Source organism: Paenibacillus sp. J22R67, from assembly GCF_059692175.1.
In genome coordinates this window covers 297,500-311,109 of record NZ_JCAUAX010000001.1, presented here as the reverse complement: position 1 = coordinate 311,109, position 13,610 = coordinate 297,500, and the positions used below count along the sequence as shown (strand labels likewise).

At 45.9% G+C, this 13,610-nt stretch carries 12 protein-coding genes; all 12 read left to right on the top strand.

Annotation, left to right across the window (positions count from 1 at the left end; translation table 11 throughout):
• The first annotated feature begins 4 nt into the window (after nucleotides 1-4).
• Nucleotides 5-2,293, top strand: a complete 2,289-nt coding sequence (locus AC58VC_RS01585) for a DEAD/DEAH box helicase (protein WP_497367129.1) — start codon at nucleotides 5-7, stop codon at nucleotides 2,291-2,293.
• Nucleotides 2,290-3,693, top strand: a complete 1,404-nt coding sequence (locus AC58VC_RS01580; protein WP_497367128.1) for a ribonuclease H-like domain-containing protein — start codon at nucleotides 2,290-2,292, stop codon at nucleotides 3,691-3,693. The genes AC58VC_RS01585 and AC58VC_RS01580 overlap by 4 nt, the downstream gene beginning before the upstream one ends.
• Nucleotides 3,694-3,765: 72 nt before the next feature.
• A complete protein-coding gene (locus tag AC58VC_RS01575) occupies nucleotides 3,766-4,575 on the top strand; it encodes an Fpg/Nei family DNA glycosylase (protein ID WP_497367127.1) in 810 nt (269 codons plus the stop codon).
• Nucleotides 4,576-4,590: 15 nt separating this feature from the next.
• A complete protein-coding gene (locus AC58VC_RS01570) occupies nucleotides 4,591-5,427 on the top strand; it encodes a deoxyribonuclease IV (protein WP_497367126.1) in 837 nt (278 codons plus the stop codon).
• A gap of 36 nt (nucleotides 5,428-5,463) precedes the next feature.
• Nucleotides 5,464-5,817, top strand: coding sequence for a cyclic-phosphate processing receiver domain-containing protein (locus AC58VC_RS01565; protein ID WP_497367125.1), 354 nt, complete (start codon nucleotides 5,464-5,466; stop codon nucleotides 5,815-5,817).
• Between the two features lie 22 nt (nucleotides 5,818-5,839).
• Nucleotides 5,840-6,607 (top strand): ABC transporter ATP-binding protein, encoded by a 768-nt coding sequence (locus AC58VC_RS01560; protein ID WP_497367124.1) that lies wholly within the window; start codon nucleotides 5,840-5,842, stop codon nucleotides 6,605-6,607.
• Between the two features lie 20 nt (nucleotides 6,608-6,627).
• Entirely contained in the window at nucleotides 6,628-7,665 is a 1,038-nt protein-coding gene (locus AC58VC_RS01555; protein WP_497367123.1) for an SAM-dependent methyltransferase, read from the top strand.
• 137 nt (nucleotides 7,666-7,802) lie between these two features.
• Complete coding sequence (locus AC58VC_RS01550; RefSeq protein WP_497367122.1) at nucleotides 7,803-9,395, top strand: protein kinase domain-containing protein; 1,593 nt, start codon at nucleotides 7,803-7,805, stop codon at nucleotides 9,393-9,395.
• Nucleotides 9,396-9,469: 74 nt separating this feature from the next.
• A complete protein-coding gene (locus AC58VC_RS01545) occupies nucleotides 9,470-9,982 on the top strand; it encodes an acyl-CoA thioesterase (protein ID WP_497367121.1) in 513 nt (170 codons plus the stop codon).
• Between the two features lie 261 nt (nucleotides 9,983-10,243).
• Nucleotides 10,244-11,362, top strand: coding sequence for a P-loop NTPase family protein (locus tag AC58VC_RS01540; protein ID WP_497367120.1), 1,119 nt, complete (start codon nucleotides 10,244-10,246; stop codon nucleotides 11,360-11,362).
• The gene (locus tag AC58VC_RS01535) at nucleotides 11,359-12,621 is read left to right on the top strand and encodes a TadA family conjugal transfer-associated ATPase (protein WP_497367119.1); all 1,263 of its coding nucleotides are present in this window, start codon (nucleotides 11,359-11,361) and stop codon (nucleotides 12,619-12,621) included. The genes AC58VC_RS01540 and AC58VC_RS01535 overlap by 4 nt, the downstream gene beginning before the upstream one ends.
• On the top strand, nucleotides 12,618-13,502 hold the full coding sequence (locus tag AC58VC_RS01530; protein ID WP_497367118.1) for a type II secretion system F family protein: 885 nt from the start codon (nucleotides 12,618-12,620) through the stop codon (nucleotides 13,500-13,502). Before AC58VC_RS01535 ends, AC58VC_RS01530 begins: the two co-directional genes overlap by 4 nt.
• Nucleotides 13,503-13,610: the final 108 nt, after the last annotated feature.

The following is a 13,610-nucleotide window of genomic DNA, read 5'->3' as shown; positions in this document are numbered from 1 at the left end:
ACGTATGAATCCTTTAACAGGCAAGGTTTCTTCCATGAACGAAATGATCGATTGGCTGCGCAAGCAACAGGACATCATGTCGCAAGTTACATATTGGCACACCATACCCCCGCGTGATCCGAAGCTGGCTGATTTTCCAGTGGGATTGCACGAGGGTATTCGGGTTGCACTTCAACATAAGCATATTAACCAGTTATATACGCATCAAGCGGAGTCATTCCGTCAGGTAACGGCCGGTCATCATGTGGTCACAGTGACGCCAACGGCCTCAGGTAAAACGCTTTGCTACAATCTTCCGGTTTTGCAGAAGATTTTGGAGAACGATGCTTCTCGTGCGCTCTACTTATTCCCTACGAAGGCGCTAGCGCAGGATCAGGTTGCCGAGCTGCAGGAAATGGTAGATTTCATGGAAGTAGATATCAAAACTCATACGTATGACGGAGATACGCCGCCAACGGTCAGACAGGCGATTCGTAATGCGGGACACATTGTCGTGACGAATCCGGATATGCTGCATTCCGCGATACTCCCTCATCATACCAAGTGGGTGAAGCTATTTGAGAACTTGAACTACATTGTGATCGATGAGGTGCATTCTTATCGTGGTGTTTTTGGCAGTCATGTAGCCAATGTGATTCGCAGGCTGAAGCGGATTTGCAGATTCTATGGGTCGAAGCCGCAATTTATTTGCGCATCAGCGACGATTGATAATCCGAAGGAGCATGCGGAGCGACTTATTGGCGAAAGCGTAGCGCTGATCGACAATAACGGAGCGCCGGCAGGCGAGAAGCACTTTGTTTTTTATAATCCACCAGTGGTGAACCAGCAGCTGGGGATTCGTAGAAGCTCCGTCTTGGAGACGCGCAAGATAGCAGGCACGCTGCTGCGAAGTGGAATCCAGACGATTGTTTTTGCAAGAAGCCGCGTGCGCGTGGAGATTTTGCTGACCTATCTGCAGGAGCTCGTGACTCACGAGCTGGGCAGCAAATCGATCCGCGGCTACCGCGGCGGGTATCTCCCGAAGCTTCGCCGGGAGATCGAGAAAGGTTTACGCAGCGGAGAAATTCGCGGCGTTGTGAGCACGAACGCGCTGGAGTTGGGCATCGACATTGGCCAGCTGCAAGCGTGCGTGCTCAATGGCTATCCAGGCACGATAGCCAGCACTTGGCAGCAGTCCGGGCGTGCCGGACGGCGGCAGGAGACCTCGCTGACGGTTCTCGTCGCGAGCAGCAATCCGCTGGATCAATACTTGATCCAGAATCCGCATTATTTCTTCGAGCGCCCGCCAGAGCAGGCGCGTATTCATCCTGACAATTTGATCATCCTCGTGGATCATGTGAAGTGTGCCGCTTATGAGCTTCCTTTTGAAGCGAATGAGAAGTTTGGCGATGAGTCGCTGACAGACGTTCTAGAGTATTTAACTGAAGAGCAGGTGCTTCATCAGGTGAATGACCGCTGGTACTGGATGGAGCAGTCATTTCCGGCACATAACATTTCCTTGCGGTCGGCAGCACAAGAAAATTTCATTATTATCGATATGACCAATGCGAATCGAGTGATTGGGGAATGTGATCGTTTCAGCGCGCCTACCCTTATTCACGAAGAGGCGATTTATATACATGAAGGCGTCCAATTTCAAGTAGAGAAACTGGATTATGAAGAGAAGAAGGCTTTTGTCCGCCAGGTTGATGTGGACTATTTCACGGATGCCAGCTTGGCGGTGCAGCTGAAAGTGCTGCATGTGAACCGTGAAGGGCAGAGCGGCGGCTTACTGCGGCAGCTAGGCGAGGTTACAGTAAATGCGCAGCCAACGATTTTTAAGAAAATCAGGCTTAGAACGCACGAGAACATAGGTTCTGGTCCCATCCGTTTACCGGAAGAGGAGCTGCATACCAGTTCTTACTGGTTCACCTTTGATGAAGAAATGGCAGCAGGCCGTTCAGCCAACGACATGCAATATGCATTGCTAGGTATTGCGAATGTCTTGTCACACCTTGCACCGCTTTATTTGATGTGCGATCCGATGGATATCCGAGTTGTCCCGCAGGTTAAGGCGGTGCATAACAAGCTGCCGACGGTGTTTTTCTATGACCGCTACCCTGGCGGCGTAGGGTTAAGTGACCGCTTGTATGAGGTGCACGGTCAGCTCATGGATCAAGCGCGCAGCCTCATCCAAAATTGCGGCTGCATCAGCGGTTGTCCGGCCTGCGTCGGGCCGATCGAAGAAGTGGGCTTGCTTGGGAAGAAGCTCGCTCTGGAGCTGCTGGCGCAGCTCGATGGCGGTGCCCGATGAGCGGGCTCCGCGAAAGACTCGGCCGCCTGCGGGGTCCCGGGACGGCGCAGACCGCTCCGCCGTCCGTGCCTGCGGCAGACGACGAATGGGCACAGCTCGGCGCTCATATTGAGATGAGCCCAGGAGGCTCGTTCGTCATGCGGCGCCGTGTGTACGGCACAGACAGCGTGCACGGCAAGTATCGGCTGCGGGAGCTGGCCGATTACGCGCAGCAGCTGGTCTGCTTTCACGACCGCGACGCTGCCGTCCGGCATGACGCGCTGCTTTTCTTTGACACCGAGACGACGGGGCTCGGTGTTGGCGCGGGCAACGTGCCGTTCATGGTCGGCATCGGCTATTACACCGGAGAGCTGTTTACGGTGGAACAGCTGCTTATTCGCAATCCAGCGGAAGAGCAAGCTATGCTTGTGTATTTGCAAGAGCTGCTCGACCGCTTCACCCATATAGTTTCCTACAATGGACGGACATTTGACTGGCCTATCTTGAAGAATCGATATGTACTAAACAGGCTCAAGCTCGACGATTCGAAGCTTTTGCAGTTAGATTTGCTATACCCTTCAAGAAGCTTATGGCGTAATACACTGCCTTCTTGCCGTCTGAGCAAGGTCGAAGAGAGCCGACTAGGCTTTGAGCGCGTGGACGATGTGCCTGGCTCTATGGCGCCTGCCCTTTATTTTCAGTACTTAGCAGAGAAGAATCCATCTGTCTTGCATGGCGTGTTCGTTCATAATGAGCATGATATTGTCACATTGGCGGCTTTAGCCATTCATTTTTCCAAGCTGCTCAGCGGAGAAATAGAACCAGTATCATCATCTGCGACTATGGAACTTGAAGGTGAGCCTGTAATCGAATTGGAAGAGCTGTATCGAACGGGTCTTTGGCTAGATAAAATGGACCGTTCTGCACGTGCGGAGTCGTTCTTTGAAGATTTATTTTCGAGGTTAATGAATGACCCCAAACCAGCAAATTCAACCGAACATGAATCGGCTATTCTCCAGCTAGCTGTCTTTTACAAGAAAAAAGGTGATTATTCGCGTGCTGTTGATCTGTGGAAACGATGGATTGATATCAAGAATGCAAGCCTCGCGCTGCAATTGGAGCCTTATTTGGAGCTGGCCATGTACTATGAGCATCGGGAGAGGAATTTGGCTCAGGCAATTTTTTATGCGGAGGAGGCTTGGGCCAAACTATGGCGCAGGCGCTCCTTGCACCGTGGCGATCGGAAGCAGGATGAGATTGAGCAAGCTTTAGAGAAGCGCATCAACCGCCTGAAAAATAAAGTGAGAAAAACCGAGAACACGGTTGTTCGTGAACGATCCCTTCCAAGAGACGGAGAGTCAACAACGAAAACCAAAACTCGCAAGATGAAGCCGATATACGCGAGTGAGGGATTAATCTAGATCTTTCTCGCAGCCGTTTACTTTCCCTATCATTTGGATATACAAGGTAGAAAAAGGCAAGGAGAATTTGTCATGCCCGAGCTACCGGAGATGGAGACCTATCGTCAGCAGTTATCGAGACTGATCCAGAACTCGCCAATCACAGGAGCGGAAGTTACGCGTCCCAAATCTTTGAATGTAGATCCGGAACTCTTTATCCGTAAGCTGACCGGCAATCGAATTGTACGAATTGAGCGCAGAGCCAAGCACTTGCTATTTCTTTTAGGATCCGGTGAAGTATTGCTGCTGCATTTAATGCTTGGGGGCTGGATGTTTTATGGGACGGAGGAGGAGAAACCGGACCGAACATCACAGGTGGTTATCCATTTTGGCTTGCAGCACTTATACTTCATTGGATTGCGGTTAGGATATTTACACATGCATGCCATACCTGATGCTGAGAAGGTCTTAAGTAAATTAGGACCTGAACCTTTGGAGCCGAGTTTTACATTTGCCCGATTTCAGAGTCTGCTCAAAGGGAAAAATGGCAATCTGAAAATGACATTAGTCGATCAATCTTTTTTATCAGGAATTGGGAACTGTTACTCAGATGAGATCTGCTTTATGGCTGGTATCTTGCCTCTACGTAAGCTGCCATCCCTAACAAGTGAGGAGCAGAACCAATTATTTCAGTCTATGCGTACAGTTCTTCTCGAAGCTATTCAGTATGGCGGCTATATCGATGAACCATTATTTGTCGGAGATCGGCTGACAGGGCAATTTGATGCAAAATGCCGTGTATATGACCGTGAAGGCGAACCCTGCTTACGTTGTGGTCATCCACTAATGAAGACAGAAGTTTCTAGTCGCAAATGCTTTTATTGTGCAAACTGTCAATCGTGAAAGGGCTGAGGGGTCATGTATGTTGGTGCCCATGTAAGTACACGGGGCGGATATAGCGGAGCAGCCAAAGCGGCACTAGCGATGGGAGCTAAAGCTTTTCAATATTTCCCGATGAATCCGAGGAGCTTATCTACGAAAATAGTAAATGTGCGGGATTCTGCATCCTGTGCCGAGTTTTGCCGTGAGCACGATATGCTTTCAATTGGACATGCACCTTATCCGCTCAATCCTGCGGCAGATGCTGCTGAGCGCGATTTAATGGTAGGCCTGATAAAGAACGGACTCGAGATCACGGAAGCATGCGGATCCGTTGGTCTGGTGGTGCATTTTGGGAAATATGTAGGAAAAGACCCGTTACAAGGTTATAAAAATATAATACAATGTTTGAATAGCGCCACTCAAGGCTATGAGGGGGCGTCTTTCATTTTGCTTGAGAATCAAGCTGGTGAAGGTTCTCAGCTTGGTCTTACATTGGAAGAAATGGTTCAGGTGCGGAAACTATGTCAGCGTCCAGAGAAAATTGGCTTCTGTTTGGATACGTGCCATGCTTTTGCCAGTGGTTTATGGTCAAGCCATGGATGGGCTGAGCTGCTAGCCAGAGGCGAAGTTCTTGATTATTTCCCTCATTTGAAAGCCGTTCATTTGAATGATTCCCTTCATCCTTTTGGCTCGCGTAGAGATCGTCATGCGAATATTGGAGCGGGATATATCGGTCTTGATAACTTTGGGCAGATGCTGTCTTCTTCCTTTTTAAGGCATATTCCGGTTGTTCTCGAAACGGCAAAAGGGAGCAATGGTACGCACTCTGAGGAAATTGCTGTTGTTAGAACTTTATTCAGTAACGCTGACTGACGAATCGCATGAACAGGAAGGGAAGGAAATCCGCTCATGATTCATGTATACTTAGATGATCTGCGTCCTTGTCCCCAAGGATTTACGCTAGCTAGAAATATACAGGAATGTTTGCTGCTGCTCGAGGAATGTGACGTCGATATTTTATCGCTGGATCATGATATGGGTTGGTCTACGGAGCAAACAGGCATGGATGTTGTCATTTGGCTTGTTCAGAAGCGGAAATTCCCGCGGAAAATTTATATTCATACCTCCAGCCAGGTTGCTTGTACGGCTATGTATCAAACGCTGTACACCGCCAAACCTGATGGGATGAATCTATATCCTCACCGTATTCCGGATGATTTGCTGCTGCAAATTGCTCAAGGAACATACAAAAGTGAACTGTAATAAGAAAGGAATGTAGCCTGATATGATTCATTTATCGCATATTCATTTTATTCGAGGCGAACGACATATTTTAAATGATGTGAATGTACATATTAATCCAGGTGAACACTGGGTATTATTAGGTCGTAACGGATCAGGCAAAACTACGTTGCTCGAAATGATGAATGGGTACGAATTCCCGAGTCGGGGAACCGTAGACGTGCTGGGTAACCGTTATGGTCAATGTGATGTGAGAGAAGTCCGCAAGAGAATTGGTTATATCTCTCAGTCGCTAATGGAAAAGCTTAATCTAAGCGATCCTGTAATTGAGGTTGTCGCTACTGGTGAATATGCCTATCTCAGATTTTATCAAGAAATCCCGCAAGATGTTTTGGATCGTGCAGTGGTTATGTTGGAGCGGGTACGAATTCCTCATTTGGCTCATCAAACATTAGGCAGTTTGTCACAAGGTGAACGGAAGAAAGTGATGCTCGCCAGGGCTTTAATGATGAAGCCATCACTTCTAGTTTTGGATGAACCTGCTGCTGGCTTGGATTTATACGAGAGAGAACGCTTTTTGAGAGATGTGAATGAGCTTAGTAAACAGGACATTACAGTTGTCTATGTGACTCATCATATTGAAGAAATTATTCCGTTAATTACGCATGTTGCCATTATTGAACAAGGGGAATTAATTGCTGCTGGACCTAAGAAAGAGGTGCTGACGCCGGAAAATATCCGTAGAGCTTTTGATGTGGATATTGCTTTGGAATGGTTTCAGGATCGACCGTGGATTAAGGTTTTGGATTAAAGAAGATAAAGGATGCGGCTATGACACTAATTACGACATATATTGGCTCTTCGAATCATGGATTTGCGCAGTACGCGCAGGATGAAATCCGTAAATTATTTCCGCTGACCAAGTTTACATTGCTGGTGCCAACTGAAGTTTTTTTATTCGAAGTGCCCTCGGGTACGGAAGATGCATTAACACTAATCAAAGAGCAGGAACCCATTTTTCTTAGACATATTCAGCCAGTTTCTCAGGAATGGGAAATCACTCGAACGGAAGAGGACCTTGAACATTTAAAAGGTTGGTTAAAAAATGCACATGCGGAAGGGCTTATTCACTCCGGTGAGAAAATAGCCATCCAAGTGCGTAAAGAAGAACGGGCAGATGTACCCTATGCGCCATTTATAGTCAAAGCTGCGCTAGATGAAATCCTTGTTTCGGAAGTTCACGCTGAACCGGTAGTTCGTTATGCCGACCAAGTTATTTCGATTTATATAAATGCGAAAAAACTGTTTGTAGGACTCTCTAAGCCAGCTGACAATTTGTCTGATTGGTCAGGCGGAGCCATTCGTTTTATGAAGGAAGAGGACCAAATTTCACGCGCCAAGTTCAAGCTTTTGGAGGCGGAGCAGCGGTTTGGAATTGATTTTAGTGTGGCTAGAACCGCACTTGATATTGGTGCCGCACCAGGAGGCTGGACCTCTTTGTTATTAGAGCGCGGCTTGAAGGTTACGGCTATTGACCCTGCGGCGATGAATCCGAGGCTGCTTGGCAACCCTAATCTCAAAATTTATAAGAAAAATGCAAGCGATGTGAAGCTGCGGGATCAAGAGTTTGACTTGCTTGTTTGTGATATGAGTTGGGATCCTCGCCAGATGGGGCGTTTAGTGGCTGATTTGCTGTACTCACTGCAAAGTGGTGGCACGGCGATTATTACGGTTAAGCTGATGCACAAGAAGCCGTTCCAAACGGTTCGCGATATTTTACGAATTCTGGAGCCTTCTCTTTTCCTGATTAAAGCGAAACAGTTGTTTCACAATCGGGAGGAATTGACCCTATACTTGCAAAAGATGTAGTATTTTTGGGAAAAAATGTAGATTTTTCTTCAAGCCCCTCTTATAATCAAGGTAATTATGACTTGATGAAGGGGGCTTTTTTTATCGCAAATCCTAAGAAGAATTGGATTGGAACCTGTATCGGCGGAAGATACCGTATGGAATCTTTGCTAGGGCAGGGAGGGATGAGTCAAGTTTACTTAGCAGAAGATCTGAAATTAAAGGGGAAGAAGTGGGCTGTTAAGGAAATCCTGTCAATGGAGCAAGAGGGAGCCTCCTTCATAGAGGAAGCAGAAATATTAGCACGGCTTCATCATCCCCAACTGCCGCAGTTGGTTGATTATTTTACAACGGAAGATGGAACAGGTTTTTTGGTAATGGATTATATTCAGGGACCAACGCTGCAAGATTTATTTGAAGAAAAACGGCGGGAACTACCAACTGCCCAAATCGTCCAAATTGCTTTTCAACTATGCGATATGCTGCATTATCTCCATACCTTCCAGCCTCGCCCAATCATTTACCGGGATCTCAAGCCTTCCAATATTATGTTGAACGAGCAGTCGCAAGTTCGGTTAATTGATTTTGGCGTTGCGAGACATTTCACACAAGGCAAACAGACCGATACGATGCAAATGGGGACGATAGGATTTGCTGCTCCTGAGCAATTTATGGGCTTACAAACCGATGCGCGTTCCGATTTATACTCGCTTGGTGCTATGCTGTATTACTTATTAACGGGTGGTCAGTACGCTTACCTCACTTATAAAACTTTGGATCAATTAAGTCCAGAGCTCCCAGAAACACTTACTTCTACGGTACAATTACTCTTGCAAGAAAATCCTCAGCACCGCTGCCAATCCGCCATGGAAGTGAAGATGCGACTTCGATCCATATACCCCGATCCAGCACATACTACGAATACTCCAAATCATTCGACTACATTGCTGACAGCAGATAAATTAATTGTTGTCGGAGGTCTTTTTGCTGGTGCCGGATCGACATTTTTGGGTGTCACCTTGGCTAGAATATTAAACGCCATCCAGATTCCTAACGCTCTTGTTGAACAACCAACCATCGAACCTGACTTGTACATGCTTTTATATGGTGATCTGAAAGCTCCAGAGACCTACAAATTTGCTGCTCATTCTCTTAGGGAGCAAGATCATAGTTTAACTCCTACACCTTCATGGGATAAAGGCTTTTCGACGTGGTTTCCTATTCATCCTGATGGGTATCATGGAGATTGGCAGCCCGCAGACTCCTTTAAGCTTCTACACACAATCAAAAAGCCGATCGTAATATGGGACGTATCGACTCAGTGGGAGCATCCCTCCGTTCAAGAACTCTGCCATAGTGCAGATGAAATTGTCGTTGTTCTAGACGCTTCCCCAGGAAAATGCAATCGGCCCAGCTCGCGAGCGCATTTCGAACGGATTGATTCCTATATGCAGCGTGGGAAAAAAGTGCACTATGTTGCTAACGGCAGCATGCAAAATCACTTTCGTAAGGAATGGATGGCATCCCTTCCAGCCTCTCCGCTCTGTACGATACCTGAGCTGCCTCGGGCTGAAGTCATGCGTGCAGTTTGGAAAGGGGAGTGCATCCAGGATCGCCCTGAGGTGTTACAACAATTAATGACAGCATTGTCCCCGCTTATAAAAGACATCCTACCAGGGAATCGTTTTAATGTTAACGAAAATAAGAAGACGAAACCATCCTTATTTTCAAGATTTAAAAAGTACGGATAGCTGTTTTATTTCATGATAAGTATGATATGATGTTTCATATTTGAATAAGGTTGAAAGTAAAGGGGCAGTTAGTTATGGAACAAAGATTTGCCAGAGAATCCAGATGCTTCAAAACATCACGCATTTTCCCGACGGACGTGAATAATCACAACACGCTGTTTGGCGGAAAACTGATGTCCTACATTGATGACATTGCTTCGATTGCTGCACATAAACATTGCCGGAGATCCGTCGTAACGGCCTCAACAGATTCGGTTGACTTTTTATACCCGATCCACACTTCGGATTCTGTTTGTTTGGAATCATTTGTGACTTGGACAGGGAAAAGCTCGATGGAAGTTTTTGTGAAAGTTGTTACGGAGGATCTGAAAACTGGAGCAAGAAAAATTGCCGCGACTTCCTTCCTGACTTTTGTTGCTTTGGATGATAATAAAGTGCCGGTCGAGGTGCCTCATGTGATTCCGGAGACAGAAGAAGAGACGAAACTGCATGAGTCAGCACCGCAACGCGCTGAAATGAGACGTATTCGCAGAGTTGAAAGTAAGAGGCTGGCTGGATTTTTCACGATGAAATATCCTTGGGAATAAAAGGGTTGATTTTTCGGTAAATTGTGGTACAATTTGGATAAATTGTTAGACGAGCGGAAGCACCGCTGATTTTGGAGATTATCTCTCTGAAGTCGGCGCGTGCTTTTTTTGTTTTTCGTCAGCGAAAAGGAGGAGGATGCTTTGAAAGTGGCAACTACGATTCGCCTAGCGATCGTAATCGGGGTGATTAGTCTTGTTTTAATCGGCAGCGGTGTGTATAGCCAATTCTCTTGATTTTAAAGCGTATAGGAGGGGGTCTGGATGAAAAAATTTCAACTCTATGTATTAGATGATGATGAGGAATATGCACAGCGACTAGCTTCTTTTATTCGTGCTTCAGAGTTCGGGGAACGAATGCAGGTGAAGCTGTTTTTGAAATTAGAATTGATCTTAGAAGTTCTTGAGACTCAGCAAGCAGTAGGCGTGTTATTAATTTCGGAGACGTATTATCAGCTTCTTATGAACCGAAGAACTAGTCTTCACAAGATGATATTAAGCGAAACGATTGCGAATTCCTTGGATGCAGAAACGAAGATTCCATTTTTGTATCGGTTTCAATCCTTGCACCATTTGCTTACTCGACTTCATGCTTTCTATGCTGAAAAACTGAATGAAGAGAGCTGCAACCACGGCGTTAATAAAACCAGTGTGGTCTCCATATACAGCTCAAGCGGAAATAGTGGTAAGACCATGACTGCTATTCATCTAGCCAAGCAGCTATCTTTTCGTGGTGAACGAGTTTTTTATTTAAGCCTGGAATCCGTTAGTTCGACTTCACTTTGGCTGATGGGCGAAACAGGGCGATTTTCACAGTTGATTTACTACCTGAGAAGTTCGCCTGGATTGCTGGGGCCTAAGCTGCAATTGCTTAAATCGTTTGACCCGCAGCTACGATTTGACTATTTGTCGCCTAATGATCAGATCAGGGAAATGCAAGAAATAAGCGGAGAGCAGATTCGAGTTCTCATCGACGCACTGGTTTCCTTGAATGAATATGAGTACATCATTATAGATCTTGAAGCATCTGTTCATCCGCGAATTGTAAAAGGACTGGAGGTCAGCGATCATATCATTTGGCTTGTTCGGGATGATTTGAATGATGTTTATAAATCGAAGGTGCTTTATAAGCAATTGGGTGCGATACAGAACGTCCATTTTGTTATGAATAAGTATATAGGTGTGCAAATGAATGATTTCTCGGAGCTTGGCCGTGATATCGCTTTTAACCTTCCTTATATCCCAGAGTGGAAAAGTATAAGAACGCCAGAGCAAATGTGGGCATCCAGCTTATTTTCGGAACAGACCTATGAGATGGCTGCAGCTCTTATTATCAGCAAAAGAAATTCATCTACGAATGCTGAGGGGGCTGTAGCTTCATGAATCAAAGTCAATTTGTGGCGTTGAAACAACAAATTAAAGAAAAGCTGGATCTTTCAAGCACGGTCAGTGATGCCAAGTTGATGGAGCTTATTGAAGAAGCTATTTTTCTTGCATCAAAGGAGGAAAAGTGGACATCGAACGAAATCCATGCTTCCGTCAAGCGAATGTTTGATTCATTTCGAGGATTGGATATCCTGCAGCCGCTTATCGATGATCCATCTGTTACGGAAATTATGGTTAATGGGCATGAGCATATATTTTTCGAGCGTAGAGGAGCGGTTGAGCAATATTCTTTTGCTTTGGAAAGTGCTGAGAAGCTTGAGGATCTTATTCAGATGATTGTGTCTAAAGTGAATCGAATCGTTAATCAATCCACGCCGATTGTCGATGCCCGGCTGCAGGATGGTTCAAGGGTTAATATTGTGCTTCCACCAGCCTCCTTGAGCGGACCAACGCTGACAATTCGTAAGTTTCCAGATAAGCCGCTGCTTATGGAAGATCTGATCCAGATGGGGAGTATCTCTGCGGAGGCTGCAGAAGTTCTACAAGTGCTTGTTGAGTCTGGATACAACATTTTTATTGGAGGTGGTACAGGTTCGGGAAAAACAACTTTTCTTAATGCGCTAAGTAGCTGGATTCCTGCTCATGAACGTATTATAACGATTGAAGATTCAGCAGAGCTTCAGATACAAACTGTACCCAATTTGGTCAGAATGGAAACCAGAAACGCAAATACGGAGGGTAGAGGCGAAATCTCCATTCGTGAACTAATTCGTGCTTCTCTCCGGATGCGCCCGAATCGGATCATTGTTGGGGAAGTTCGTGGTGCCGAAGCGTTAGATATGTTGGCAGCGATGAATACAGGGCATGACGGTAGTTTGAGTACCGGGCATGGAAACACTTCAATTGATATGCTGAGCAGACTTGAAACAATGGTGTTAAGTGGCGCTTCACTGCCGATTGAAGTTATTCGCAAGCAGATCGCATCGGCACTCGACGTAATGGTTCATATCAGCCGTATGCGTGATCGAACCCGGAAGGTGACTGAAATCCATGAAGTCATTGGGATGAAGGAGGGTGAAGTTCAGCTGCATCCGCTGTTTCTATTCGAGGAGAGAGGGGATGTGACAGACTCTAAGGTTATCGGTGAGCTCACGTATACGGGCAATCCGCTTCAAAGCATGCACAAAATACGAATGGCTGGCAAAAGACTACCAACTTGGTTTTCACATTGTAAAGAAGTGTGTGAAGCCAAATGAAAATGTTATTTCTTATCCTCCTAGTGGGGACACTTAGTTGGATGATCCTGTTGTACTTGGAAAAACGCCGGCATAGCAGCAGTATTGCTGAGAAGAAAGCTAAGATTCCGGATGCGCAACATCCCCGTTCTGTCCTCACATTAGTTGATTATAATTTCTATCAGTTGAATCCTCGTGAAAAACTGGGCGCGATACTTATGCTCGCCTTGCCTGCATTTGTTGTAGGTTACATTTTCTATAAAAGCCTCGTTCTTGCTGCCGCATTTTCAGCAGTAGGACTGATGTTTCCTCGTATTCGCAAACAGCAACTCATTCAGTTACGCAAAAATAAACTGTTTGTTCAATTCAAACAAGCACTTAGTTGTTTATCCTCTTCCATGGCGGTCGGCAAGTCCATTGAAAGTGCTTTTCAAGAGGCATTAGAAGACTTAAAGCTGCTGTACCCTGATCCTGCCTGCTTAATTGTAGTTGAATTCAGCGTTATTTGCCGAAAGGTTGAGAATGGCGAGCCTATTGAAGCAGCGCTGAAGAATTTGGCAGATCGCAGTCATTTAGAGGATGTGATTGGTTTTATGGACGTCTTTCTTACCTGTAAGCGGACAGGTGGAAATTTGGTGGAGGTGATGAAGCGTACAGCAACTATCATTGGAGAAAAACTTGAAATCACGCAAGATATAAGTGTCATGATTGCACAGAAACGGTTTGAGTCGAGAGTGCTATTGTTTGCCCCAATCGTCATTGTTGCCGTACTTGCCTTTTCATCACCAGAGTATATGCAACCTCTTTATACAGGGAGCGGGATATTTATCATGAGTGCGAGCTTGTTACTGCTTGGCGGATGTTATATGCTCACTCAAAAAATCATGAATATTAAGGTGTAACATGTGGATCACCATTTTGCTCATTCTCGAAATGTTGGCAATTCTCATTATGTGGTTGTGGGGGCGCAAACGATATGCAGAGATAATTAACGCCTACCCGTATCCTTT

Coding starts and splice junctions, on each gene's coding strand:
- AC58VC_RS01585 (WP_497367129.1), top strand. CDS start 5: ATGAATCCTTTAACAGGCAAGGTTTCTTCCATGAACGAAATGATCGAT.
- AC58VC_RS01580 (WP_497367128.1), top strand. CDS start 2,290: ATGAGCGGGCTCCGCGAAAGACTCGGCCGCCTGCGGGGTCCCGGGACG.
- AC58VC_RS01575 (WP_497367127.1), top strand. CDS start 3,766: ATGCCCGAGCTACCGGAGATGGAGACCTATCGTCAGCAGTTATCGAGA.
- AC58VC_RS01570 (WP_497367126.1), top strand. CDS start 4,591: ATGTATGTTGGTGCCCATGTAAGTACACGGGGCGGATATAGCGGAGCA.
- AC58VC_RS01565 (WP_497367125.1), top strand. CDS start 5,464: ATGATTCATGTATACTTAGATGATCTGCGTCCTTGTCCCCAAGGATTT.
- AC58VC_RS01560 (WP_497367124.1), top strand. CDS start 5,840: ATGATTCATTTATCGCATATTCATTTTATTCGAGGCGAACGACATATT.
- AC58VC_RS01555 (WP_497367123.1), top strand. CDS start 6,628: ATGACACTAATTACGACATATATTGGCTCTTCGAATCATGGATTTGCG.
- AC58VC_RS01550 (WP_497367122.1), top strand. CDS start 7,803: ATGGAATCTTTGCTAGGGCAGGGAGGGATGAGTCAAGTTTACTTAGCA.
- AC58VC_RS01545 (WP_497367121.1), top strand. CDS start 9,470: ATGGAACAAAGATTTGCCAGAGAATCCAGATGCTTCAAAACATCACGC.
- AC58VC_RS01540 (WP_497367120.1), top strand. CDS start 10,244: ATGAAAAAATTTCAACTCTATGTATTAGATGATGATGAGGAATATGCA.
- AC58VC_RS01535 (WP_497367119.1), top strand. CDS start 11,359: ATGAATCAAAGTCAATTTGTGGCGTTGAAACAACAAATTAAAGAAAAG.
- AC58VC_RS01530 (WP_497367118.1), top strand. CDS start 12,618: ATGAAAATGTTATTTCTTATCCTCCTAGTGGGGACACTTAGTTGGATG.